The organism is Pseudoalteromonas sp. DY56-GL79, from assembly GCF_041414765.1.
GTDB classification, from domain to species: domain Bacteria; phylum Pseudomonadota; class Gammaproteobacteria; order Enterobacterales; family Alteromonadaceae; genus Pseudoalteromonas; species Pseudoalteromonas piscicida.
This window is the reverse complement of the sequence record NZ_JANHZS010000010.1, coordinates 118751-144926: the sequence shown is the minus strand read 5'-3', so window position 1 is coordinate 144926 and position 26176 is coordinate 118751. Positions and strand designations below refer to the sequence as shown.

The window sequence follows — 26176 nt, the reverse complement described above, 5'->3', positions numbered from 1 at the left end:
ATTTTTATTAAATTAAAAAGGTTGGAATAATGACCTAATTCAAGACTTAGGTGAGAACCATAGAAAGTGATGATTAATATCTTAGTGGTGTTGTTGCTATTACACTTTTTGATTGCTGCGTCTTTCATGAGCAAAGCGTCTCGTAGTAACGCTGGGTTATTTCGTATCGCGAACGGTTTTGCTATTGGTGTGGCAATTTGTATCGCTTTTGGCTGGGGGAGTTGGGCAACACAAGGTGATATTGCCAGTAGCCTGTTTGAAATAAACTTTTTACGGCTTAGCGTGGTGTCATTGATTGGCTTTATGAGCTTTATTTTACTGCGTTACTCTATTCACTATTTACATGGTGAAAAACACCGAGGCCGCTATTTTCGCTATCTACTCACGACATTACTGAGCGTGACTATTGTGGTGCTCAGTAATCACTTAGTCCTATTTTGGTTGGCTTGGGTCGGTATTAGTTTGAGCCTACACCGTCTACTGCTGTTTTATCCTAACCGCCCGAGAGCGGCATTGGCCGCACACAAAAAGTTTATTTTGGCGCGCTTGGCAGAAAGTGCATTGCTTGGGGCTTTTATTTGTATCTACCTCAGCACTGGCATGCTCCAGCTTAATGACATCACAAACTATTACTTAACTCACGCAACGACACTGACTGTGCTAGAGCAATCTGCAGCTGGCTTACTTGCAATTGTGGCACTGATAAAGTGTGCGCAACTGCCAGTGCATGGCTGGTTGATGCAAGTGGTTGAATCACCCACACCGGTAAGTGCGCTGCTGCATGCAGGGATCATTAATTTGGGTGGTTTTTTGGTGATGGTGTTTGGCCCTTTGATTTTACGCGTAGAAGCTGCGAAATGGCTGATCTTGATCGTGGCAGGAATAACGACATTATTGGCCGCGCTTATCATGACAACGCGGATCAGTTTAAAAGTGCGCTTGGCTTGGTCAACCTGTGCGCAAATGGGACTGATGCTAGTGGAGTGTGCTTTGGGATTATATGAATTAGCGCTGCTACACTTATTAGCCCATTCAGCCTACAAGGCTCATGCATTTTTAAACTCAAGCCAGTGGATCCATGAAGATTTGACTCGTCGCTTGAGCGACCAACTTGAACCGCCCTTGTGGCAATGGCTCATTGCACTTGCCGTGGCAACTGGTCTAACTACAGTAGCTGCAGTCGTTATTGAATATCAAGGTCCTATCAGTATTTGGGGATTAATGGTTGGTGCATTAACGGTGTGGCTAGCGCTGCGTTTTGAGGCGCAAGCCCCTAGTAGCTATTTTAGAATTATCACCGCAGCCGTTGTGTTATTGGCAGCCTATAGTGCGCAAAAGTGGCTATTGCACTTGGTGGTCGCGCTACCAAATGATCTTAGAACGCAAGCACTCGATGGTGCTGATATTTGGTTGCTCAGCTTAGTAGTGGTACTTATCGTAGTAAATTATTTGCTCTATTACCGCGCACATTTGGTAACAGTGCAAAAACTCTCTCGAGTGTTGTATGCCGGCCTGTACTTAGACGAGTGGATGACGCGATTAACCATATTACTTTGGCCCGTCCATTTGCCAAGTATTAAAAAGCAGAAACACCTAGCCATTCATCGCTATGCTGCGGGGCACGAGGAGCAGAAGTAATGATAGAGACACAAGACAACAAACAGACTCAGCTATCTAAGCCGCAACAGCAACAACTCCTGAGTGCTGAAACACGCATTGCGCCAACTTGGCCACTCGATCAATTGATCGCAGTGAATCCATTTTGGGGAATGCGCGATCTGCCCTTTGATGCGGTGGTCAATAAAATGAGTGCGTTGGCACAGGTTAGAATGCTGATGCCCGTGGCATTTTATCTTGAAAAATGGCAGCAAGAGGCGATTTCAGAGCAAGCATTGCAGCAATCTGCGGCACATTACGCGGTGGATCGCAGCACCAATGCGCTACTTAATTGGCTCAAAAAAAGTCACTGCGGCGAGTTGCCACATTGGCATACATTAGCGGACTTACTTGACCGTTATCGCTCTGAGCATAAGATGCCATGGCAGGAGGAGATCAGCCACCAAATTAGCCAATTTTGCGCCGCGCATTATCAGCAGGTGCAGCCTATTCTCAAACAAACCCAAGGTGAGGATAAACTCTGTTTGTATCGCCACTGGCATGAAACCGTATCGCGAGACTTGGGGATAAGCATCGTCATGGGGGAGTCGGGCTTAGTGGATTACTTTAAGGCTTTGCCAACGTCTCCTGAGTCTTTAATTGCACTCGCTGTCGACACCTTAGAGATTGGTTTTAATGAGCTGAGTGATTATGCGCACATGCTACTGCTAGACATTAATGGTTGGGCATCTTGGGCGGCTTACGAACGCTGGCAAGCAGATCTTGCCCAGCATCCAGCTTCCGATATGCGTGCGCTATTGGCAATTCGAATGGCGTGGGAGCTGGTGATTTGGCGTTATGTGAGTGAGCGCCATCCAACGACCTTTACCCGTATTCAATACCATTGGAACAAGCAAAAGCTGCAACTTGCTGAGATTGTGATTGAACATAAAAAGGCATTGTTGCCGCGCCTAGTATTTCAGCGGGCACTCGAGCTCAGTTATCAAGTCACTTTAGTGGGGCAGCTAAAGACTCAGCAGGTAAAATCTGAGGAGGCTCGTGAGCAAGCTACACCAACCTTACAAGCGGCTTTTTGTATTGATGTGCGCTCAGAGGTGATCCGCCGTGCGTTAGAAACTCAAAACGCAGGCATTCAAACCATAGGCTATGCTGGTTTTTTTGGCCTACCGATTGATTATCATGCGACTAACTGCCGTTTTAGTCGGCCACAGTTACCCGGATTGTTAAAAGCACCAATCACCGCGATACAAACGCCAGCACCCCAGCACCTTGCCACAAAACGCCAACAAGCTGGCCGTTGGCATAGCTGGTCTCACTCTGCGGCTGCTTCATTTTCGATGGTGGAGTCGATGGGGATGAGTTACTTTTATCAGCTATTTAGCAAAGTGTTTTCACTGCAAAAAACTCATCATCCCGTCGATAGTCATATTGATTCAAGAAAGTGGCAATTAAAACAGGGCGAACACGAAGTTACTGTTTTGGAGCAAGCTAAACTCGCAGCTGGCATATTAAAAGGGATGGGACTGACTGAATTTGCTGATACAGTCCTATTGGTTGGCCACGGAGCACATACCACCAATAATTTACATGAAGCCGGACTGCAATGTGGTGCATGTGGCGGCCAATCGGGAGAAGTGAATGTTAAAGTACTCGCGCAACTTCTTAATGACCAAGCGGTACGCGCAGAATTAATCGCGCTAGGCATCGCTATTCCGTCGCAAACCCGTTTTGTTGCAGCGCTACATAATACCACCACTGAAACAATTACCCCCTATGGCGAAATAGATACAGAGATAACCCGCTGGTTAAAGCAGGCAGCGCATCTGGCTCGAGTAGAGCGCGCTCATGCACTCGTGATAACTGGTAAAGAATTATCTGAGCAGCAATTAGAGCAGCGATTTATAGCCCGTACTAAAGATTGGTCTCAAGTCAGGCCGGAATGGGGCCTTGCCAACAATGCAGCATTTGTGGTCGCGCCGAGACAAGTTACGCAGGGTGTTGACTTGCAAGGCCGAGTCTTTTTGCATGAATACAGCGCGGAGCAAGACCAAGACTTTAGTCAGTTAACTGCTATTTTAACCGCCCCTATGCTCGTCACTAACTGGATCAATATGCAATATAACGCTTCGGTAACCGATATCCACAAATACGGCAGTGGTAACAAGGTGTTGCATAATGTAGTGGGGGGGAGAATAGGAGTGTTTGAAGGCAATGGCGGAGATTTGCGAATTGGCCTGCCAATGCAATCCGTTCATAACGGTGAAAAATGGATGCATACCCCACAGCGTTTGAGCGTAATTGTACAAGCACCAACCGAAGCACTAGAGCAAATCATGGCAGCACACCCAGTTGTAAAACAATTGGTAGAAAACGAGTGGCTTTATCTTCTGTCTATTTCGCCTAATTGTAACGAAGTTAGACGATTTGATAATAGGAAGTGGGAACTTCTTTGATTTCAAACGAAACTCGTTGCAACTTAACAAGTTATTGTGCAGAGTATTGCAGAAATTGAAAGGTGTGGCTGGACGCTGCGTAAACTAGACGACCTCCTAGCCACCGACATTGGACTGTTTATACAAGGAGGCTGCTAGTGGCTTTTGATTATGGCTCTATTGATTTAGGGCTTAAAAACCCATTTAAAACGGAAGGTAAAATCACTGCTATTCGTGGTGCAATACAAACTATTGCTGGAATTGCATTACTGGTGATTGCCGCCAGCTCCGTTAAGAGCGATGCGGGTATGGGTTGGATCATCATGCTATTTGGCATGTTGATTTTAGGCCTTGGGATCACTTCTCTTGCAAAAGGAATATATGCAACACTGCGCTTTTTTGTGGGTCGTAACCATCCCACCTCTTTAGCTTATAATTTCAGTAAGTCAGAAACTTCAACTGCCCAGCAAGAAAAGGCTGATGTGGCTTACCGTGCTAAAACGCTAGAAGAAATGTTGATTGGCCGAAAGAACAGCACGTTTGTAGAGCCTAAGGGATTCTTATCGCGTTTACTTCACAGCATTGCACCTAAATTACTCTTTCTCCCTTACCCGATCAGAAATATGAGCCAACGCTTATTTGGTGCATGGGTGAGTACATTAACCGCACTTGTGCTTTATGGTGTGGTGGCGTTTGTATCGCTTTCTGGCTTTGCCGGTGATGCTGGTGAGCTTACTTTTCCAATCTATAGCACCTTACTGATGATATATATTTTGTCATGTTGGTATAGCGCGGCTAAACCGATTTCACGCAAAGCGGAACATGCCATTGAATCTTTGGGGAGTGCTACCCTCACTAAAGTGATTTCGCTCTCTTTTGTGCTACCAATCCTAATAGGCCTAACCTTGTCTTACATCATGGATGAAGGAAAGTTAAGTAAAGCCGATATTGAGCTCTTTTTTGCGCCGTTGCCTAGTCTTCATACTTGGGCTTATCTCACTGGCGTTATCGTGCTTGCACTTGGCTGTAGCGCCATTATTGCTGTTATGCTTAAAGCGCGTTTAGACAAAGTAAACCCAGTGGTTGAAGTGTCTGAGTTAAGAGAGAACTGGCAAGAATCAGTACATCCAAACGAGATATTTATTAACCTCGACAACTTGGTGATGGCTAATCGCCGTTATAAAGAAGTACCAAACCGAGTTTATCGTGAGCTAGATCCCAGCTTGCAAGAACAAGTTGATGGTAAAGGTGGCTTTAAAGGCGAAATGATCCAAGAAGTACAACCTAAAGTCCTACCCCTAGATTTAGGTAAATCGTTTGAACGCTTTAGGTTTTTATCCTTGCTTGGTGGTAACTTACTGCTGCTAGTAACCCTTGGATTAAGCGTCTTTTTTGCTTATGCCGTAGTAGATATTTACCACTATGTAACGAGCGCCAATATCAGTAATTTTTCTAGTGCCTTCAGCGAAGAAAACATCGCGTCATTCAGCGCCGTTGTGATGGTAGCCGTACATTTACTGCTAAGTGGCCTATTGATTAAATCGTTTGCATCAATGCTAACCAATGCTGCACACGTATTCTATGCCGAGATGCAATTTGAATCTCTGCTGGTTTATTTTAAATGTGAAGGGACATTTACTGAGTCTAAAATATCAACAGGTACTGGCATTCACGATTCCACACGCTCTGAAAATACGCTAGTACGCAGCAGTATTACCCCTTGGGTAGTGGTGTCGAGAATAGTATCAACGACCTTCGCTGCAACGGGCATGAAAAACCTAGAGCACCCAAGACATATTTTAGAAATGCATAAAGACGATGCACAGCTAAGCGACATCCGTAAAGATGTGATTAGCTTCTTAAAAGACCGAGAATCCATCGCCGCAATTACCAGCGAGCGTGATTTAGGCAATGCCTCACAAGTGTACCAACTCAATCAGCAAACGAGAGCGGTGGATCAAAACCACCAACTGCGTGCAAGTAGTGATGAAGCCGGTGCTTATCTACGCCGAGAAGAAGCACTCGAAAATAAAGAAGAGTAAAAGACAAGTGCCACCCTCGGGTGGCGTTTTTGTTGAGGTTAGTGAGCTTTATTCAATATATTTTTTGAATTTGCTCATTGAGTGGCAATCTAAACATTTAAAAACTCAAAAACTTACCGAAAAAACCGCTCAAAAATGCCTGTTTTCTCACCAAACTGCCCACCACTTGTCTATGGCTTTTACTAAATCTTAGTGGTGCTCGAAGCTATGACTACGGAAAAACAGTGCCGTTTTTATGCTGCTGTTAGGACTTAAAAATAGAAGTTTTGAAGGGCTTTATCGAGTGATTTTTCAACACTTTATTTATGGATACAATAGTGTCCACTTTCTGCTATTATTTCGCTATAATAGATATAACTGTATCCATTTGGTCTTTGCGGATGAATTTTACCTTACTTGATGATACCGATGTAAGCCAAGCTTATGCGGCTTATTTGCGTGAGTTACGAAAGCAGGCAAAACTGTCACGATCTGCATTGGCTGAGCGAAGCTGTGTACCTGCTGCCACCATTAAGAAGTTTGAGTTGACCGGGCAAATTTCATTTCGCCAATTGCTGTTGCTATGGCAGACCCTCGATTCATTGGATAGGCTTTATCAGCTCACACAGCCTAGCAAAGAACGCGCTGCTATACCCACGAGTATTGATGAGGTGCTAAAAGATGAGTTTTAAACCCATCCAAAAACTCATGGTAACTCGTATGTTAAGCTCAGGCGAGCAGGTTGCTGTAGGGGTCTTGGCACAGAATCGGCAAGGCGTTTTTTTTCAGTATGCAGACAGCTATTTGCAGCAGTTTGGCAATTTATCACCTTTTACTTTGCAGTCGAGCACACAAGTTCAAGTCGCACCAAAAGCGCCGCATCAAGGTGTACATGGCGTATTTGGAGATTGTTTGCCCGATGGCTGGGGCATGCTGTTGCAAGATCGTATTTTCCGGCAAAGGGGCATCCTGCCTAATCTATTAACGGCGATGGATAGGTTAGCCTTTGTCGGTGATAAAGGCATGGGAGCGCTGTCTTTTTCTCCGGTGTCTGAGTTTTCAACCACGACGAACGCTGACATTGATTTAGCTACTTTAGGCTTAGAAGCGCAAACGCTGTTCGATTCTTCAATGTCAGATTATATGGATGATAATCACGATGAGTTAGATGGACATACTCAGCAGGTGCTGGCTGCATTAGTCGCGGGTGGTAGTTCGGGTGGGGCAAGGCCAAAAGCGCAGATTTATATGCCTGCTGGGGAAACTCAGCATTGTCGAACCTTTGCTCAGCCTAGAGATGAGGCTTGGCTGATTAAATTTACCTCGAAGAATCTCGCGCTCGGCCATGAAGAAGGTTTGTGTGAGGCGGTTTATTTACAAATGGCAGAACTTGCTAAGTGTCAACCGCCGCAATGGCAACTCATTGAAGCACCAACTACAAGCGGTGCGTCTGCCTGGTTGGCGCTTAAGCGTTTTGATTATGTCACGGAGCAGACCAATTTAAGCGGCAATCGCAGTTCAGGTCGCCTGCATATGCACAGCGCTTGCGGGCTGCTGGATGCAGACTTTAGAACGCCAAGTTTAGATTACATTGATTTAATTAAAGCCAGCCGTCAGTTGTGTAAATCGCCAGCGGCTGGACAACTGCAATTTCGCCGTGCCGTTTTTAACCTGCTGTCGTCTAATCAAGACGACCACAGTAAAAACTGGGCATTTTTGCAAGTGGATGATGGTCAATGGAATCCTGCACCTTTTTACGATGTTACCTACAGCCCACATCCATTTAACGAGCATGCCACTGCGTTCGGAGGTTATGGCAAAGCGCCACCGCTTAAGGTGATGCAAAAACTAGCGATCAGTGCTGGTTATGGGAGTTGGCATGATGCAAGGCAAGTCATTGAAGAAGTTGCAGAAGCCATCAGTCAATTTACTTATCTTGCACAGCAGCAAGGGATCAGTAAAACGACAGCATCTGCGATTACTAAAACACTGGAGCAGCGCAAACAAGAAAATGCAGCGCTTTTTCAATGACAGTAAAACAAACTTTTCAATTCACAAAAAATACATAGCAAGGTCATCGTGAGCGAATATCAATACTATAAATTTGAGCGTCTGGATGGGTATTTAGATGCTAAAGCACGTCAAGCACTCAGAGCCATTTCAAGCCGTGCCGAGATCAGCGCTACGTCTTTTCAGGTGTATTACACCTACAGTGATCTAAAGGCAGAGCCTTTTGAGCTGATGTTAAAATACTTTGATATCGGTTTTTACTATGCCGATTGGGGCTCAATCGATGCCTACATCAAGCTACCAGCAGGAACGCTCCCTGAAGCTTTACTTGGCTTTTCAAGCGATGGGCTTCATGTTCACGAAAACGATGAGTGGCAGTTGCTGATCTTTTCCCTTGAGGAGTATGACGAGTATTTTGACGATGAGCATGCTGACGACTTTTTCCAGCATTTAGCCGCTTTACGCAGCGGGTTAATGCAAGGGGATTGGCGCCTTGTGTACTTTATGTGGCTCAAAGCGTTTGATTTTAATGATGACGTCGAGCGAGTGCCGTTAGTTCAATTCGATTTTGAGCACCTCAGTGAAGAGGAGCTGGCGTTTGCAGCGCTGTATGATATTCCTTTAACATTGGTTAAGGCACTCGCCATGGTGCTGAACGCACAACCCAGTCACCAAGCCAAACAAACCCAGTTTCAGTTTGATACATGGCTCCATAGCCTCTCAGAAGCAGAGAAAGACACGTTATTACGCATGTTGTTTGAGCAGGGCCAGCTTACCCGTCACCAAGCTTTAGCGCTGACGCGAAAAGAACCTGCTAACACAGATGAGATCTATCAATACTGGTTAACCCCCGAGGTAGTTTCCCCTTTCATTGAGCAAGCGCAAAGTCAATTACAGCAAGAGCAAGCCACAGCTCTCGCAAAAAAATTAGCCATCGAAAAAGCAGAAAAAGAAAAAGCGTTGACGGATGTTTACAATCGGCGTGAGCACTACTGGCAGCAAGCACAAGAGCAAGCGGATCGAACTTGCGCCAGTGGTTACGATGCGGCATCACGCTATCTGCATCAGCTGTGTGAGGCCTATCAGTTCAAAGTGGGTGAAGCGGCGTTTGAACAACGCTTTAAGCGCTTTGTTGTGGCGAATAATAGCCGTAAAGCATTGTTAAATCGCTTGAGTGATTTGCTTTAAACGATGAGGCTATAGATCGGCCAAATGACGTGAGTAAAAAATATCATTCAGTTTTGATTGGTTGAAAGCTTGAATGCCGCATTTAGGTTTACAAATTTTTACCTATGAAGTCACTGTGTGTAGACCTCTAACTGCTGAATTTCCCCGTTCGGTAAAACGCATAGACGAGTACTCAACTTGCATTGCACACTTTATCGCGCATAAAAGTGTGGTGGTGTTCGTTCTAGTTGAGAAAGGCTTTCTCTTTTTTGATAAGGTTGTTGGCACTTACCTCTTGGGCTTTGGGGGCAGTATGGGCAAAGCCTTAATTCACGCCACTTAGTCACACACCAATCCTGCCCACACGGTATTTATCACTTGGGTCATTATGTCAATTCTGGCGCAGGTTGGCTCGATACTACCGGCCCACACACCCTCTACCTGTTTTACCCAACCAGCCGGCGTGAAGCCACCGAAGGCCTCAGCCCAGATCGCGCTGCTAAAGCACTAATGGCCGCAGGCTATCTAATCCCCGATGGCAACCGCCCACAGCGCAAAGTCAGCCTACCCGAAACGCACTTGCTTTGAAATAGACAAGGTGGCAAATGCAGCATCTTGGATGACTAGCGAGGCGATGAATCCCGTGTAGGCTTGTCGCCTGCCGTGTACCACCAGTAAACCCAAGAACTGGACGAGGTTTAAAGTCTAAAGCTGACAAGACCGCTAGAGTACTGGTTGTGTGCTTACTGAGCACGGGGCTTGTAATCGTCCTAAACGGAAAATATCCTTGCGATATTATCAGTAGTTGATAAGATGCGAGGCTTATGTATAAGCATACAGTCTTTTGATTTTTCAAACGCTGCTTTACACATTCGCTGGCTTAATAAAGAGTTGAGAGTGTGAGCAAGCGATTCGAGTAGGTTATGTGAGTAAAGAAATGCGAGTAAGCAATGAAAAACGCAAAACAATCGCGTTGCGTGATTGGCATTAAAGGGCAAACGCCTGACCCCGATTACCCCGTTGATATCTGGTTCGATTCGCTGAAATCGGTGGCCAATGTGCTGTCGAAAGAAAACCAGCAGTTGTTAAAAGTAATCGCCGAACAACAGCCGCAATCGGTCACTGAGCTGGCCATGCTCACAGGTCGAGCGGTCAGTAATGTGTCGAGAACATTAAAAACATTGGGCAAGTACAACTTGGTTGAAATGCAAAGTACAAAAAACATGCTTCGCCCTACCGTCACCCATCAAGAATTTTTAGTAGTAGTTAATAATGAACAATAAAACCAACGTCCTTCTACAAGCAGAAGAAATTATTAAGCCCTTAGCACTCGAGCATGTGCCACAAGACAGTGACGTTGAAGCGGTAATTGATCAATGGTTACATGCCATCTCGACTGATAGCCAGTTTTACTGTAATCCAGAAGTCAGCAAGCCAGAACAGCTCAAAGAGCGTGTAATCAGCCTGCTACAGCAAAATGGTTTATACACAACGAGAGATGCGTTCTTTAATGAGGTATTCGGTGCTTTAAAGCTAAAGCCTGATTTTGACGCTAAGTTTCGTTTTATCGACTTATTCGCAGGGATCGGTGGAGTTCGACTCGGTTTTCAACAAAATGGCGGCATATGTGTTTTTTCTTCTGAATTTGATAAGCATGCTCAGCAAACCTATAAAAATAATCATGGCGAGGTTCCATTTGGCGATATTACAAAGATCCCCGCGAATGAAATTCCTGATCATGACGTTCTTTTGGCTGGGTTCCCATGCCAACCATTTTCGCATGCAGGCCTTAAACTAGGGATTGAAGATACCCGTGGTACGCTATTTCATGACATAGCCAATATTCTAGAAACGAAAAAGCCTAAGTTTGCTCTGCTTGAAAATGTGAAAGGTTTAATTAGCCATGATAAAGGCTATACGCTCAAGGTTATTTTAAAAACGCTAACCAAAATGGGATATAGCTGTAATATTCCTAAAAGTGTTATTGAGCATGGTTCTACAAAAGAAATTCAAACCTTAGCCAAAGAAATGGTGCTTAAATCAGTGGACTTTGGAATACCGCAGAATAGACAACGAATATACATCGTTTTATGGCGTGATGGCGAAGTTAAAAATTTTGAGTATCCAAAACCACTAGGAATTGAAGTTAAAGTTGGTGATAAGCTTGAGGAAAGCCCAGATCCTAAATTAACTATTTCAGATAGATTATGGGAAGGTCATCAACGTCGAAAAATTGAAAACAAAAAAAATGGTAAAGGCTTTGGTTTTGGCTTAGTAACGGAAGAATCCCCCTACACCAATACTATCTCAGCACGATATTACAAAGATGGTAGCGAAGTATTGATTGAGCAGGTTGGAAAAAATCCTCGGAAGATTAGCCCAAGAGAGGCAGCGAGATTACAAGGGTTCCCAGATGAATTTGAACCAAGCGCTTCAAAAGTACAGGCTTATAAACAATTTGGAAATAGCGTTACTGTTGATGTAATTAGAGCTTTAGCAAAACGTATCGTTTCATATATTTGAATAAAGGAATAACATGTTAAGAAGGCTTAATGAGATACAGTTGGAACAACCTTTGGTTAATAATTCCAAACTTTTTGACTATAAATTAACTACAGTGCAAAAGAATGTTTTGCAGCAACAACTTGGCTCTATTGGATATGGTTTTGATACCTACACTTCATTTGCAATTACAGATAAAGAGTCTGATGACAAACCTGCAAATTATGCTTTGATTCCTAATCAGTATTTTGTTTTTGCTAGTGAAATGTATGAGTTTGCAAGTGAGTTGTTTAAGTATTTTGAAATATACGAAAAATTAAGACCTTATGCCAATTCACTTTTAGGTAACTGTGAGCAGATAAAAAGAAATATTAATGCAAACCAAGATTTATTGAAACACTTTAGTTCAGAGCATGATTTGGAACTGTTTTCAAAATTTTTGGACAAAGATGATGCTACATTTAGGTTAGGCTCAAAGCGACTGATTAATGATCAAGGCAAGCCGAGAGGTTCTAGAGATTGCTTTGGTTCTGTTATTTTAAAGGAAATTAATTTGCCAGATGCATCCTCTAGTGTATTTGGACGTCTTGTTTATGATCTTTGCCAAAACCCAAACACATATAAAAGTGTTTATGACGCATATAGCTTGGCTAAAATACCAAATCTCCCAGTTAGACGTGATGATATAGTTAATGCGATTGCTTTATCCAAACCATTCCTTCTTCTCGCTGGCATCTCAGGTACAGGTAAAACCCGCTTTGTACGTGAACAAGCGAAAACCTCTGGACAGTTTACAGAAACCTATTGTTTAACCTCAGTACGGCCTGACTGGCATGAGCCTAGTGATTTGCTTGGCTATATCTCGCGCTTAAATGGCCCTGCCGAATACATCACCACTGATGTATTGAAGTTTATCGCCAAAGCTTGGCGTGCTATTGCTGACAGCGGCTTAACCGTTGAAATGCAAGAGAGTGAAGACCTAGGTAAACGCTTAGTGGTATCAGGTGAGCGTAATGTACTTAAACAGGTATTACCTTACTGGTTGTGTTTGGATGAAATGAACCTCGCTCCTGTTGAGCAGTATTTTGCTGATTATTTATCAGTACTGGAAACTCGCGAATGGTGTTGGACAGGGGATAGCTTTACCTACAGCTGTGATGCGCTATTAAAACCCGCCACTATTGAAGAAGTCGCTGATACAGAAAAGCTACGTAAAGCGCTAGGCTTTGATAACAGTGAAAATAAAAATTATGACGAGCTTTGGCAATTAGTTTGCCAATATGGTTTAAGTATTCCGTTTAATCTGATTGTTGCAGGCACAGTGAATATGGATGAAACCACTCATGGCTTTTCGCGCAAGGTGATTGACCGAGCGCTGAGCTTTGATTTTGGTGCGTTTTTCCCAAATAAGTTTGATGAGTTTTTTGATTTTGGAACTCCGAAAAATTGCAATAAGCGCCTTAGTTATCCTATTTGGTCAAACGCCTGTAAAGCGGATTTAGCCAATACCTTTGATGCGGATGGCGCTAAAACTCTAACGTTTTTATCGGCTGTTAATGCAGTGCTAAAAAATACACCGTTTGAATTAGCGTTCCGTGCGCTTAATGAACTGCTCCTCGCGGTGACCAGCAGCCAGCCACAAGATGACCTGACCCTAAAAGCGGTGTGGGACGACTTTATGATGTGTAAGGTTCTGCCTCGCATCGAAGGCGATACCGACAAACTGACTACATCAAATGGAAAAGCATTGTTGGCCGAACTTAATACTGTTCTGGCTGCTCAGTTAGCCCCAATTTGGATGACGTCAGAATCAGATAAAACCGTTCAACGCCCTGACTTGTATCTTGAGAAAATCGTGGCCGATGGTGCTACTGATGAGGAGAAAGTGCTTCGCATACCTTGCCGTTCAAAAGCTAAATTGCAGTGGATGAGCGAGCGATTAGCCAGTGCCACTTTCACCAGTTTCTGGCCATAAACAATTGGCTTCAAGGAGGGGGAGCGCATGCCAGAATTATTAAGGCTAAAAACAGACGAATTTTTATTTACCGTCAAAGCTGCATCGATTGAAGGCCGAAGCCGAACCTTAAATAAAACGTTAGTTATTCGCCAATTTACTCATTCTAATGTTTTCGTAAGAGTTGCTCCTGCAATAAAGCTTAGCGAGCAACCACGAGGCTTTGTCGATGGTTCATGCTCATTTTTGAATGCAGTAGAGGACCTTAACCACACAGATCAGATCAATTTAGACTTCCCTATTTTTTTTGAGAACACACTGTATCAAGTAGAGTGGATTTTTCTTCAAAAAGTACAATGGGCAAGCCTAAATCACCGCTCTAAGACTGTTTGCGATGCATTTATATTTACTCCGAGTGAAGATGGCTTAAATGCGCGTTTAACCGGCACCATTAATACCGGCAATGATGTGGGTTGGTTGCGTTTGCCACTCACGTTTGAGCTTAATGGCAAAACACAGACTCAGCATATTGCCTTTGAAGTGTTGCCAACCAAAATGGCACTGCACGAAGACTTGCCCGCCATGTACCAAGCCATCGACAAAATTTACCCTCTTTGGCGCTTTAGTTTGGCCGAAAAGACCGAGCAAGATGCAGCGACTAGCCAGCAGCGCGGGCATTTTCCACTTATGTGGTTGGCTAATTTTGCCGCGTTGCGGAAGCGTTTTGAGCAAGGCTTAAAAGTGATTTGTGCCGCACCACATAGCCGTTTGCAACCGACGGTAGCCAATATCAAAGCGGCCAAATTAAAAGGCCGTTTGCCTCATAAGTTAGCGGAGCAAGTCAAACAAGACTTTGCTAATGGCCAGTACGATAAACGCTATGCGGTCGAAAAAAAGCAACTTAGTGTCGATACCCCAGAAAACCGTTTTATCAAAATGGCGGTGAGTAAAAGTAAGCGGCAATTAGCGGAGTTTGAACAAAAGCTTAGGCAAAGTAACCAAGCACCAGAAAGGCAACGGTTGTCGGATTCATTTTTAAATGAGCTACATAGTTGGCAACAACCGCTGCAAAAAGTGTTAGGTCAGAGTTTCTTAAAAGAGGTTGGCGCATACACAGGGTTAAACCGCGAGTCGTTAGTACTACAGCAAAAAACCGGTTACAGCGGGGTGTATGGTGTTTGGCAGGAGCTGAAATTTTATTTAGATGTGTTTGGCAATCAGTCGAGCATTTCAATGAAGTCGGTGGCTGAGATTTACGAAGTGTGGTGCTTTTTGTGTTTGAAACAGATTTTAGAGCAGGATCTCGGCTTTGAATTGGTGGAAAACGGGGCGACTAAGCTCGCCCAGAATGACTTTTTTGAGTACCAACTAAAAGATGGTTTTGCTGGAGCCTTTCGTTTTAAACGCAGCGATGGTGTGACCGCTCGGCTGGCACACGAGCCGAAATTTACTAAAAAAGGAAAATCAATCCGCTCGTACTTAGTGAACCAAGAGCCGGATATTGTGTTGGAAGTGACACTGCCTAAAAGTGCTCATTTAACAAAAGCAGACTCAGCAGAAGAAAAGCAGTTTATTTGGCTTTTTGATGCTAAATACCGCATTAAAACCGAGAAAAACCGCTTTGATGACAGTAATGAAGATATTGAAAGTACCGATTACGTACCAGACGATGCCATTAACCAAATGCACCGTTATCGTGATGCTCTCATTCGTTTATCAGAACCTCACGGACATGAATCATCAAGTGGAAACGCTGGCCAACCTGCTAAAAAAAGCCGTCCTGTTTTTGGTGCGTTTGCTTTATACCCAGGCTTTTTTGATCAAGCTACAAACCCTAACCCTTACGCAGCCGCGATAGAAGAAGTGGGTATTGGGGCATTTGCCCTGTTACCTAGCCAAGATGAGCCTAGTCAAAATAGGTCTAGCCAAAACGAACTTAGTCAAACAGATCCTACCCAGACTAAGAGCAGTTATTCCGGTCACCAGTGGTTGCTAGCGTTCTTGCAAGCGCAAATTGGCACAGCACCGAATATACAAACTGGGCAAGGCAATGAAGCCATGTATCCCGTAGCAGGCATGGCGGAAAGGCTCTACGTACAAGAAGCTGCACGCATACCTTATTACGGTATGCGCCAAGTACTGTACCCTGATTTGACGATGACAGTGGCATTGGGTAAATATAATGACAGATTCATAGATTGCTTTGAGAAGTTTAAAAATGAGGAATTACACTTTTATCACCTGCCAGTTGCAACATTTCAGTTAAAGTTTGACGCGCATGTTATCGATGAAGTTAGATATTTAGCTCTCATACCAAATCACAATAGCAGCCATGATATTTCAACTCTTTGGCCAGTAAGAAATGTTCAGTATTTACCGAGAAGCGACATTGATCCGTCAATCACAGGGCAGAAAAGTAATTCTGATGAGCAATATATTTTATTTGAATTAGGTAAACCTTTTTCATTTAAACAAACAGTAAATTATCGGCCAGATGAATTTGGAACTTTCAGGCATTCTATAAAGATCACAACAATGCGGCAACTTGAGAAAAATACATACTTATCTGATGCTAAATCAGTTTATGAGAAGGCGCTCGAATGAAATAACTTAACGAAGTCGTTTTTTTCATTTTGAATTGCGCAACAACATATTTTGAAATACCGAGGCGTGGAGTATATGCAGGATATACACACTGTTTTTTGACGTGTCGTATTGATAGTACAAGTTGTAGTCTCGGTAAACAAAGCGCCTGATATTCTTTTCTTTGTTGTAGAGCGGGTGAGAGCATGGGAATGTAGCTAAGTTTTCAACTGCTCTGTACAAGAACTCTTCACAAAAACTTCTGGCTCTAGCTGGGTTGTCTTCAGCTATGAAACATTCGATCGATTCAAGGTCGGTTTTGGCTTTGTGGGTTAATAGTACTTTTACCATTGAGATGCAGGTTTAGAAAGTACCTGTGAGATATTGCCAGCATCAAGCTCAACCATATCACCATTAGCCACATCTTGAAGACCTTGTTCGATATCCGAATCAATGCGCTTTTTTACGTACTCTGAAACGGCCTCGAAGATAAGATCTTCAGGCGACTGAAACCCTGAGTTATTAGCTTCAGTTTGTACAAGCTCGGCAACGTTACCGTGGAGAGTAATAGTCATACTGTCTACTCTTAAAAATAAGTCTACTTCTATTGTATCAGAAATTGGTCAAAGTCAAATGGTCAGTTAGTAAACAGCTTAAGATTAGATAGCGGTTGTTTACTGGCTCAGCATTTAGAAAAACATTATAAGAACCTGAATTGTGTATTTGTAACGCGTTTAGTTATTTTGGTAATAAAACAAAACCCCGATATAAAGCGAGGTTTTTCAATGTCTTAAGAGTTTTTGTGAACGCTAGTGAACATTACTCAATATTTTGGATCTGCTCGCGCATTTGCTCAATTAGAACTTTAAGTTCAACGGCGGCGTTGGTGATGTCGCTGTTGATTGACTTTGAGGCTAGGGTGTTAGATTCGCGGTTGAATTCTTGCATCATAAAGTCTAAACGACGGCCACAAGCGCCTCCTTTTTTGAGGATTTTGTGGGTTTCTTTGACGTGTGACTTGAGGCGGTCGAGTTCTTCTGCAACATCTTGCTTTTGCGCAAGGTAAATCAGCTCTTGCTCTAGGCGACCTTCGTCAATGTCGGTTTTTAGTTCTTCTAACTTTTGTGAAAGTTTTTCACGTTGCCACTTAGTGACTTCAGGCATGTAGCCTTCAACGATGGCAACTTGCTCTAGAATACCTTCAAGACGAGTGGTGAGCATGGTTTCTAGGTTTTCGCCTTCACTTGCTCGTGCAGCTTTAAAGTCTTCTATTAGCTCATCAAAGCCACCTAACAGTTCGCTGTTTACGGTGTCTAAATCGACTTCTTCTGCTTCCATTACGCCAGGCCAGCGTAGAATATCTACAGGATTGATATCACCGCCGCTTTGTGATTGTAGCCACTTGGCGCTTTCAACAAGTTGCTTTGCAAGCGATTCGTTGACGGTTAGTTGGCCAACGTGCGCAGGATTTGCGGTGAACTTTAGGAATACTTCAACTTTGCCGCGTTGTAAGTGTTTACGCAGGCGTTCACGTATTACTGGCTCTAAGCCTCTAAATTGTTCTGGTGCGCGGATAAAGGTTTCGAGGTAGCGTTGATTCACTGAACGAATTTCCCAAACCCCAGTGCCCCAGTCACCTTTCACTTCTTTGCGGGCGTAGGCGGTCATACTATGGATCATATAAAGTCCCTAAATTAGCTTGGTTTAACCGGGGCATTATAGCCGAATTTCCGCACAGCCCTAAAGTGAATTTTATTTTTAGTCGGATCGCGTGGCATAGTCTCTATGATCCCTTTATAATGTACGGCAAATTTTGATGATGGGGGAACGTGGATGCGTCCAAGCGAAAGAACTGCAAATCAGATCAGGCCGGTTACATTTACTCGTAACTATACAATGCACGCTGAAGGCTCAGTAATGGTAGAGTTTGGTAACACTAAAGTGTTATGTACGGCTTCTGTAGAAGCGGGTGTGCCACGCTTTATGAAAGGTCAAGGCAAGGGCTGGATCACCGCAGAATACGGTATGCTTCCGCGCTCTACACATACGCGTAACAACCGTGAAGCGGCACGTGGCAAACAAGGCGGCCGTACCATGGAAATTCAACGCTTAATCGCGCGCGCTCTCCGTGCCGCAGTTGATTTAAAAGCGTTAGGTGAGAATACCATTACTATTGACTGTGATGTTATTCAAGCGGACGGTGGTACACGCACGGCGTCAATTAGCGGTGCTTGTGTGGCATTGGTCGATGCATTAACACACATGCGTGCCAAAGGCATGATCAATGTAAACCCGTTAAAGTTTATGATCGCGGCAATCTCGGTTGGGGTTTATAAAGGTCAGCCAATTACCGATCTTGAGTATCTTGAGGATTCAGAAGCTGAGACAGACATGAATGTGATCATGACTGAAACTGGCAAGCTAATTGAAGTACAAGGGACAGCTGAAGGCGAACCGTTCTCGTTCGACGAGCTAGATGAGTTACTTGGTCTTGCGAAACACTCAATTCGTGAAATCATTGATCTACAAAAGCAAGCGTTAGCGTAATCAACACTCAGTAGGAAAAACATGAAACCGTATCAAAAAGAGTTTATTGAATTTGCTTTAGAAAAGCAGGTGCTTAAGTTTGGTGAGTTTACGTTAAAGTCTGGTCGTACTAGTCCTTATTTTTTCAATGCAGGCTTGTTTAACACAGGCCGTGATTTGGCGCGTTTAGGTCGTTTCTATGCTTCGGCATTAGAAGATGCTGGCATTGAGTTTGATGTGTTGTTTGGCCCTGCGTACAAAGGTATTCCTATTGCGACAACGACTGCCGTTGCACTTGCCGATCATCACAATAAAGATGTGCCTTACTGCTTTAATCGTAAAGAAAAGAAAGAGCACGGTGAAGGTGGTAACTTAGTGGGTTCAGCGCTTGAAGGTCGTATTATGCTTGTTGATGATGTGATCACAGCGGGTACTGCTATTCGTGAGTCGATGGAAATTATTGCTGCTAATGGTGCTGATCTTGCTGGCGTATTAATCGCATTAGATCGCCAAGAAAAAGGCAAAGCTGAGCTTTCTGCTATTCAGGAAGTTGAGCGCGACTTTAATACTCAAGTGGTGTCTATCGTGAAATTGGCTGATCTGATCACATACCTTGAGCAACAAGGTGGTATGGATGCGCACCTGGATGCAGTTAAAGCATACCGTGATAGCTACGGTGTAGCGTAAGGGTAAGACCTACGATTTTCTGCTGATGGCTAGTACCATGCTAGCCATCAATTTACTTCTCTTTCATCTCAGTTTTATTGTGTGTCTTTACACAGCTCTTAATTCAAACTCACTATTGGTATATGGCGTAGCGCCCAATTAGCAAGTTCAACTCGGTTGCGCGAATTGGTTTTTTTAAATGCGCTGTAGATATGCGTTTTAACTGTGTGACTACTGATGTTTAGTCTATCAGCGATATCTTCGTTTTTAGCACCAGCAGCAATAAGCTTGATCACAGACTTTTCTCTGCCGGTAAGCATATTTAACTCTTCATTACTTAAGATAATGTCGCTGTTAGGCAATGCTTGTGGCATCGCGGCAATCAGTTCGCTAAATGCTTCTGAGATGGCGCTGCGACAAAACCAAAGCTCGCCTTTGAGCACACTGCTTAATCCTTGAAATAACGTCTCTGGCGGAGCGTTGCGATAGAGTATGCCTTTCACATTGCCAAGTAGCGCCGTTTTTTCATTAACGTTGTCTTCATTGGCATTAAAGAGCAGTACTTTGTGTTTAGCCGCCAATAGCTTTACTTCAGCACTGATAAGTTCATTGCAATCTCGGTGTTCTGTATCCACCAAAAATAACGCGATTTGTTCGCGTTGCGCAGGCTCTGGTAGTCGGGTATCAACTTTGACTGTATGTCCTAGCGTCTCTAGCACTTTGATAAGCACAGTATAATTGGTGGAGCTGGTATTGGCTCGAGCATGAGTCAGAATAAAAAACGCTCGATCTTGCCATGCTAGCGAGTTATTGGAATATTCCTTTGCAAACATAGAAGTATTAAATCCTTTTTTATTCCTGATTAAATTTAATATACATTTGTTTTACAAAAAATTTAAGTTTTTTATTAGGCTCAAACTAAAAAGTTGAGCCTAATACCATGGTTGTGCAAGTTCACGTTACTTATATAACGCACGCCATGCACAAGTACGATACCCATTCTTCTCAAAGAAGAAGCGATTACAGTTATCGTCATAGTTGGAGTTACCCACATCTATACGATAGCCGCTGATGTACCAGTTATGCAGCGAAATATGCCCACCGTTGTACAGCAGCGAAAAGTGAACGTGAGGACCGGTTGATTGGCCTCCTTGGCACAATGCCGTTGCTTTATCATCCGCATAACGGCCAAGCCAAGCGCCTGCAGAAATGACATCACCAGTGTTATATTGCAAACTTTCCATATGATAATACTGAGTTGAATAACCGCTTGAGTGAGTCACGCGAATATTACAAGCTGAGTAACGAGTCACTGTGCCGCCATGCGCTGCTTGAACCCAAGGTGTATTACTTCCCCAGCCACCTGAGCCGTTATTAAAATCAAGCGATGAGTAAGGGTAACCAGAACCGGTATTTGAGTGTGCACCACCGCTATACCAAGCGTAACCGGATGGCCATGGGAAGCTCATGCTAAAGCTAGCAGCTGATACCGCTTGTGTTGATGCCTGCTCACTAAAAGCGATGCTGTTGTCCGCTTTTAATGCCAACGACTCGCCGTTAAATAACGCTTCGTATGTATTGAATAGGGCATCTGCCGATGCGTGTGTCAGATCAGCAAGTGCGACAGTTGCTTCGTTTACCGCTGGTAACTTTTTAGCTTTGCCTTCATCACGAAGTTTTTGGAATGCGTAGTATCTCGCACTTAGATTAAGCGCTACATCTTTTACTTGCGCATCAAACTCTTGTTCATGAGAAAGTTTACCAAACGGTGCTGAGAGAGAGTGTTTATCAGGATTGCTTACCACACCTGACTCAAGCTCCATTAGTGCCAGCAATAACTTAGGGTTGATGCTGGCATATCCTGCATAGTGCAAGATCACTTCGAGCTTATCACTTAAATGCGGTGCCGTGCTATCAAGCACCTGCTGCCAATCAACTTGCTGTAAAGCATTGCTGAAAAGAAACAGTTCAGGGTTTACTGCCATTACACTTGAAACAGGTAAGGCACTGATGTGTTCAGCAGTAAATTCAGGCATAGCTACTGAGTCATGTTGACCAGCAGCTGTTGCCTGATGTGAGAGGAGCGCGACTAAACACGCTGATAGATAGTGGCGTTTCATGTTGTATCCTTTCTGTTTGTTTTTTGTTCAATTAAGTTATACTAAATTGTGATTATTTTGTAAAATAAAAGTTTAAAATGTGGTTTTTATTGATGTGGATCATATGTTTCTTATCCGATAAATTGGGGTTTAGTGTAAAAGCGACTATAGAAAAGAAAGTAATGTGATGTGGAGGTTGCTATGAAAAGGCAAATTACTCTGTCTCAACTAGAAGAGTTGCTTGAAGAAAGGCAAGGTGGAAAGCGTCGAATACAACGAAGCAATGTTTTGCCTTTCGTCGAAAGGCGCAACCACGTTAGGAGAAAAGCCGACAAACAATACCTTAAAAATAGAATAGATTAGTACACTCCTCACCCTGCTATTTTGCTGTGAGTCCTGCATCCGAGTAAAACGCGTAAGGCAATTGGTTCGTCTTCGCGTGATACATAGCTTTATCTGCTTTAGCTACTAACTCTTCGGCTGATGTTGCGTCAGTTGGATAAATCACAGCGCCAATGCTTAAGTCCAGCTTTACTTCGCGGATATTTGCGCTTTCATCTTGGAGACAGTAATTATCACTGAGCAAGTCATACTTATGCTGAGCAAGTTTCCGTAACTGATTTTTTTCGGTTAGGTGAGGGGCGATAACCACGAATTCATCACCACCATAGCGTGCGACAAAGTCCGAGGCACGTTTATACATTTTAAGTTTTGCCGACAGTATTTTTAATAATTGATCGCCCGCTTGATGACCAAGCTGATCATTGACTGGTTTAAAGTTGTCGAGATCAATAAACAACACACCGAAACCATGACCATATCGCTCTGATTCACTAATTGCTCTTTCTAGTTCGCTATCAAATGCGCCGCGGTTATGTAGCATAGTGAGCCTATCCATCACCACTAGGTTCTCTAGATTCCGCTGCATTTCGTAGCGCTCTTTTGAGAAAGTGATTGTACGTGCTAGCAGTGGGCCGCTCACTTCGTGTTTTGGGATATAATCTTGCGCACCAAGTTGAATTGCTTTTTCGCCAAATAGCGTTTCAGATACCCCAGTTAGCACAATTATTGGGGCGCTAATGGGCAATTGTTTCACTTTAATCAGCGTGGTAAGACCTTGGCTTTCATCGATGTTCAAATCAATAAGGATGGCTTCTGGCTTAACTGTGTTTAAGGCGGTTTCAAGTTGCTCTAAATTTTTGAAGTGTTTAACGTTAAACTTTTGTCTACCATCAGTACTTGCAAGTGTGCGCTTTACTAAGTAAGCATCTTCATCGTTATCTTCAAGTAGATAAATCAGCCATGTATTCATAGTTACCCTTGCACGACACAGTTATTGTCAAACCAATACTGCTTGATTAATTTGATCAACGACTCTAAATCACTCAAGCGTCCTGGCTTGGTAATATATGACTTAGCACCCAATTGATATGCTTTACGAATGTCACTGTGGTGAGTGGAGGTGGTATAGCATACCGTTATTAATTTATCGGCAACTTGTTCATTTTTTAAAGCTTCCATGACTTCAAAGCCACTCATTTTTGGCATGTTTAAATCCAGCAAAATAACTTGGTCGTAGGTTGCGATAGAATCTAGGTAATGCAGCAGCTCATGACCGTCAGAAAAAATTTTGAGCTGTGGTGCATTGGTAATACTGCTGTATGCTCTTTTAAAAAAGTAAACATCATCTGGATCATCTTCAACTAATAACAGTTCCATTATTACTCCTTAACTTCTTTTGGCAGTATGATTTCAAATAAAGCGCCATCATCACTTTGCAGGCATTTTATTGTGCCGCCATGTAGTTTTATGATTTGTCGGCACAGCGCAAGTCCAATGCCACTGCCATATTCTTGTGTGGTGCCAAAACGCCTGAACGGTTCAAAGATTTGCTGACGTCGAGATTTTGGGATCCCAAGTCCATTGTCTTTGTAATGGATCACCGTTTCATGGCCGGTTTGGCTGGCGTAAATTTGGATTACGGGCGTAACCTCTGGTGACTTAAACTTAATGCTGTTACTGATTAAGTTTTGCAGCACTTGAAGAAAAAGCGAGGGATCAAGTTCGATAGGTAAATCACCATTCTCTAGCTTAATTTCTGCGCCGCTTTCCTCGATACTAAAGCTCATCACTTCACAGATATCTTCCAACAACAAAGTTAGATTGGTTGTTTGTAGCTTCAACTCATGGGAATGCAAGCGTGACAACTTGAGTAGGTCTTGGATCATGATCCGCATTCGTTGACTGGCATCTACCAAGCGTTCTATTTCAAACTTTGCATCGTCGTAGTCTTTTAAATCTGGCGTAATTCTTTGCGCCAAACTGTCTGAAAAAGCGGTGATCTTTCTGAGTGGCTCTTGCAAATCATGAGAAGCAATATAGGCAAAGTGCTCAAGGTGTGCGTTAGATTCTTGCAGCTGTAATAGCAATTCGGTGTGCTCGGTCATATCGACAAAAGTACCCAGCATCAACTCTGGCTCGCCATTGTGATCTCGAGTGATCACGGTATCGACAGAGTAACACCAAACCCAATGCCCCTCTTTGTGTCTAAAGCGATACTTTATTGGGATAAGCTCACCATCTTGGCTAGCTCTCACCTCATCAATATGCTCGTAAACGAGTGCGTGTTCACTTTCATGAAAACACAGCTCTAAATTTGTGCTTTCTAATTCTTGAATTGTATAGCCAAGGAGTTGAGTATAACGCTTGTTTATCCGAGTATTCTTGTGGAGTTTTAAGTCGTAGAGATAAAGGCCGCATACCGCTGAGTCTATCATTCGCTGTAAAAAGCGCTGGTTGTCTTCCAGTTCTTTTTCTGCGAACTTTCGCGCCGTAATATCAACAGCGATACCGACTATTCTCTCGACTTGGTTTTTACCGTCTTTAAGTGGATAAAGAGTCGTTTGGTACCAATATTCTTTATTTTTGAAGGGTACCATTTCGGTATAATCTACGGGTTTTGCAATCTCAACACAAAGTTGGTAGTTTTTTTCAATCCTATCTACTAGCTCAGCTTCTAACGCTGTACCTCTGAGTTCATGGAGGGTTTTACCTAGTATTTGGTCGAGTTTTACGCCTGTGCGTTGACAGGCAAACTTATTGTACTCAAGCACTCGAAATGTTTGGTTTTCTTCTACCTTTAATAGCCAAATAGCCTGACTTGCACCTTCGTAGATGGCATTGAGAATTTTGTTTTTTTCCGCGATTTGCAGCTCAAGAGATTTTTTCTGATGGATATTTCTTAGTGCCCCAGACATCACCACAGCTCTACCTTGGTCGTCAAATTGGCTGTTGCCTACGGCGGAAAACCACGCGTATTCTCCTTTGTTGTCTCGCCCTAAGTACTCTACAAAATATTGATCTTTGGTGGCAAAGTGATGGTCTATGGCATCTTGCACTTTGCCCTGATGGTCTGGGTGGATATGTGCAAACCAGTCGTCATAGGTGACTTTTTCGTCGTCGCGTTTACCTATCATGGTTTTTAAACGAGATGAATAGCTGACGCTGTTGTCGACAACGTTCCACTCCCAAATGCCATCTTCGGTTGCCCCGATTGCACGCTTCATTTGTTCGGTGGATTCCGCTAGTGCTTGCTCTGTGCGTTTAAGTGACGAAAGGTTATTAAACACCGCTAAAATGAGATTAGCACCGTCATGGGGTTCTTGTACTAAGCGCATCTCCATCGGGATTTGATTGCCAAATTTGTCTTTCACATGGCACAGTGCTTCTTTACTGTAATCGTTTTGGTTGAGTAGAGATTGGCTAATGGACTCTAAGCTGTCGAACGGATCATCCAAACTGACGATATCGTGTAATCTCAGTCCAATTAACGCATCTGGCGTGTCGTACCCAAGCTCGCGATAAAAATAAGGATTGCACTTACTCACGGTGAGTAGCTGGTCAAGCAGCAAGGTACTGGTGGGTAAGGCATCGAGCATAAACTCGGTGACTCTGTGTTGGTCTAGTTGCGAATGAAGCGCCTGCTTTTCATCGGTAATACGTTTGAGCCTTGCGGTTACGCCATGGAATTGATTGGGGGTTGGGATTGCGACAGCGCTTGGGATCAGTCTAAAAAGATAAACCGCCGTTACCATTGAGATAAACGCTGTGACTGCTTTTGAAATGCCATGAATACCATAAGCGCCATGCCAAACGGTATAAACGCCAATTAAGTGCGTGAGTCCACATAAAGTGATGAAGCTACAAAACAACACAAAGACCCAATTTCTGCCAACATCAGGGCGCTGTTTTGCATAAATCATAATCGCCATGGGAATCGAAAAGTAGGCTGCGGCTATCAAGATATCGGAGATAACATTGGTCCATAGCAGGTGAGGTTGCCACAAATAGCAATGACCATGTGGCATGTACGCGCTATTAAAAAATGACTCAAATGAGTTCAAATCCATGTTATTTCCTTACCTCAACGTAAAGCCGATTCATATAAAAACATCCGCCGTTAAGACGCTAAAAGCGCACTCAAGCTGCGATAGTAAAATACGCTTTAAAAGTCCTAATGCTCTGCTTTAACTGTAGTATATCTATTTGAAATTTCGACAAGAGGCGTAAGAAATCTTTATCGTGAGGTAGGGAAGAGGG

Annotated in this window: 21 protein-coding genes; 13 read left to right on the top strand and 8 right to left on the bottom strand. The window is 43.5% G+C overall.

Annotation, left to right across the window (positions count from 1 at the left end; all coding sequences use genetic code 11):
* The first annotated feature begins 69 nt into the window (after positions 1-69).
* The 11 genes from NO992_RS09290 (at position 70) to NO992_RS09240 (ending at position 16307) form a co-directional block, all read left to right on the top strand.
* A complete protein-coding gene (locus NO992_RS09290) occupies positions 70-1638 on the top strand; it encodes an NADH-quinone oxidoreductase subunit L (protein ID WP_371376351.1) in 1569 nt (522 codons plus the stop codon).
* Entirely contained in the window at positions 1638-4070 is a 2433-nt protein-coding gene (locus NO992_RS09285) for a YbcC family protein (RefSeq protein ID WP_371376348.1), read from the top strand. The genes NO992_RS09290 and NO992_RS09285 overlap by 1 nt, the downstream gene beginning before the upstream one ends.
* 137 nt (positions 4071-4207) lie before the next feature.
* Entirely contained in the window at positions 4208-6091 is a 1884-nt protein-coding gene (locus NO992_RS09280) for a hypothetical protein (RefSeq protein ID WP_371376345.1), read from the top strand.
* Positions 6092-6471: 380 nt separating this feature from the next.
* Positions 6472-6762 (top strand): helix-turn-helix transcriptional regulator, encoded by a 291-nt coding sequence (locus NO992_RS09275; RefSeq protein ID WP_010605716.1) that lies wholly within the window; start codon positions 6472-6474, stop codon positions 6760-6762.
* Positions 6752-8101 (top strand): type II toxin-antitoxin system HipA family toxin, encoded by a 1350-nt coding sequence (locus NO992_RS09270; protein WP_371376341.1) that lies wholly within the window; start codon positions 6752-6754, stop codon positions 8099-8101. The genes NO992_RS09275 and NO992_RS09270 overlap by 11 nt, the downstream gene beginning before the upstream one ends.
* Positions 8102-8149: 48 nt before the next feature.
* Complete coding sequence (locus NO992_RS09265; RefSeq protein ID WP_371376338.1) at positions 8150-9268, top strand: hypothetical protein; 1119 nt, start codon at positions 8150-8152, stop codon at positions 9266-9268.
* A 357-nt stretch (positions 9269-9625) separates the two neighbouring features.
* Positions 9626-9835, top strand: a complete 210-nt coding sequence (locus NO992_RS09260; RefSeq protein ID WP_371376335.1) for a hypothetical protein — start codon at positions 9626-9628, stop codon at positions 9833-9835.
* Between the two features lie 362 nt (positions 9836-10197).
* The gene (locus tag NO992_RS09255) at positions 10198-10530 is read left to right on the top strand and encodes a MarR family transcriptional regulator (protein ID WP_371376332.1); all 333 of its coding nucleotides are present in this window, start codon (positions 10198-10200) and stop codon (positions 10528-10530) included.
* Positions 10520-11770, top strand: coding sequence for a DNA cytosine methyltransferase (locus tag NO992_RS09250; protein WP_371376328.1), 1251 nt, complete (start codon positions 10520-10522; stop codon positions 11768-11770). Before NO992_RS09255 ends, NO992_RS09250 begins: the two co-directional genes overlap by 11 nt.
* 13 nt (positions 11771-11783) lie before the next feature.
* Positions 11784-13724, top strand: coding sequence for an McrB family protein (locus tag NO992_RS09245; RefSeq protein ID WP_371376325.1), 1941 nt, complete (start codon positions 11784-11786; stop codon positions 13722-13724).
* Between the two features lie 27 nt (positions 13725-13751).
* The gene (locus NO992_RS09240; protein WP_371376322.1) at positions 13752-16307 is read left to right on the top strand and encodes a DUF2357 domain-containing protein; all 2556 of its coding nucleotides are present in this window, start codon (positions 13752-13754) and stop codon (positions 16305-16307) included.
* A 24-nt stretch (positions 16308-16331) separates the two neighbouring features.
* Here the strand turns inward: NO992_RS09240 and NO992_RS09235 are convergent, their stop codons facing one another.
* From NO992_RS09235 to NO992_RS09225, 3 genes are all read right to left on the bottom strand, one after another.
* Positions 16332-16637: a type II toxin-antitoxin system RelE/ParE family toxin gene (locus NO992_RS09235; protein ID WP_371376319.1), complete on the bottom strand. Its 306-nt coding sequence runs from the start codon at positions 16635-16637 to the stop codon at positions 16332-16334.
* Positions 16631-16861 carry a hypothetical protein gene (locus NO992_RS09230; protein ID WP_371376317.1) on the bottom strand — a complete coding sequence of 77 codons (231 nt, stop codon included), beginning with the start codon at positions 16859-16861 and terminating at the stop codon, positions 16631-16633. Before NO992_RS09230 ends, NO992_RS09235 begins: the two co-directional genes overlap by 7 nt.
* A 244-nt stretch (positions 16862-17105) precedes the next feature.
* Complete coding sequence (locus NO992_RS09225; protein ID WP_130164792.1) at positions 17106-17966, bottom strand: YicC/YloC family endoribonuclease; 861 nt, start codon at positions 17964-17966, stop codon at positions 17106-17108.
* Positions 17967-18119: 153 nt separating this feature from the next.
* Between NO992_RS09225 and rph the strand changes: the two genes are divergently transcribed.
* Together rph and pyrE are read left to right on the top strand one after the other, a co-directional pair.
* Positions 18120-18833, top strand: coding sequence for a ribonuclease PH (gene rph, locus NO992_RS09220; protein WP_010377321.1), 714 nt, complete (start codon positions 18120-18122; stop codon positions 18831-18833).
* Between the two features lie 21 nt (positions 18834-18854).
* Positions 18855-19499: an orotate phosphoribosyltransferase gene (gene pyrE / locus NO992_RS09215; protein ID WP_017217061.1), complete on the top strand. Its 645-nt coding sequence runs from the start codon at positions 18855-18857 to the stop codon at positions 19497-19499.
* Positions 19500-19597: 98 nt separating this feature from the next.
* Here the strand turns inward: pyrE and NO992_RS09210 are convergent, their stop codons facing one another.
* The 5 genes from NO992_RS09210 to NO992_RS09190 form a co-directional block, all read right to left on the bottom strand.
* Positions 19598-20311 carry a response regulator transcription factor gene (locus tag NO992_RS09210; RefSeq protein WP_349195261.1) on the bottom strand — a complete coding sequence of 238 codons (714 nt, stop codon included), beginning with the start codon at positions 20309-20311 and terminating at the stop codon, positions 19598-19600.
* Positions 20312-20437: 126 nt separating this feature from the next.
* Positions 20438-21598, bottom strand: coding sequence for a M23 family metallopeptidase (locus NO992_RS09205; protein ID WP_371376311.1), 1161 nt, complete (start codon positions 21596-21598; stop codon positions 20438-20440).
* Between the two features lie 358 nt (positions 21599-21956).
* On the bottom strand, positions 21957-22889 hold the full coding sequence (locus NO992_RS09200) for a diguanylate cyclase (protein WP_371376308.1): 933 nt from the start codon (positions 22887-22889) through the stop codon (positions 21957-21959).
* A 2-nt stretch (positions 22890-22891) separates the two neighbouring features.
* Positions 22892-23296 (bottom strand): response regulator, encoded by a 405-nt coding sequence (locus tag NO992_RS09195; protein ID WP_017217056.1) that lies wholly within the window; start codon positions 23294-23296, stop codon positions 22892-22894.
* 2 nt (positions 23297-23298) lie between these two features.
* Positions 23299-25986: a PAS domain S-box protein gene (locus NO992_RS09190; RefSeq protein ID WP_371376305.1), complete on the bottom strand. Its 2688-nt coding sequence runs from the start codon at positions 25984-25986 to the stop codon at positions 23299-23301.
* Between the last annotated feature and the right edge of the window lie 190 nt (positions 25987-26176).